Raw genomic sequence first — 652 nt, forward strand, 5'->3', positions numbered from 1 at the left:
GGCCTCGTCCGCGAGAAAGGCCCCGAGGACAGGAACCCCCAGCTGGGAGGGGACGGCGAGCAGTCGGACGGTCAGGGGGCGATCCCGGTACGGCCGGCCCAGCTGACCGGTCACCACGCCCCCATCGGTCACCGCATGTGTCGGTGCGCCGGAGGCCCACCAGATCGTGGTCGCGTCCCGTTCGAACAGCTCCTCCAAAGCCGCCGTCTCCGCATCGGCCCGACTCACCCCGGCCGCGATCCCCGAGTACATGAGAGCGTTCGTCGGCGGCTCAGCGCGATGCGGGCCGTGGAAGTAGTCGAGATAGACCAGTGAGGCCGGCACGAGCACGCTGTCACCGCTGACCAGATCCCTGCCTGTCGCCCAGGCAACCTCTAGATCGCGGGTGAAGCGGACGAACGGGAAGCCTGCCGCGGCGTACTGCCGGTCGGAGTACAACGCGAACTCCCACGGATCAGTCGCGGCAATCCCCCGCGCGCGCAGCGCCTCCCAGCTCGCGACCGGCAGCACCGCCGGCACGGCGTTGCCGCAGTAGCGCTCCACCGCTTCACCGATCGCCGCACCACGCGCCCGCCCGGCGTCACCGAGGGTGGCACCGAATCCGAACCCGTCCGCCCGCCACCCGGCGAACCTGTCGACGCGGGCCACCCGA

1 protein-coding gene is annotated in these 652 nt (G+C 71.3%); it reads right to left on the bottom strand.

From position 1 onward, the window contains the following. Window positions 1-652: YcaO-like family protein (locus AC5LUJ_RS12205; protein ID WP_493464956.1), on the bottom strand; the 652-nt coding region annotated here is incomplete at both ends.

The organism is Protofrankia sp. CiP1_Cm_nod3 (assembly GCF_982290655.1).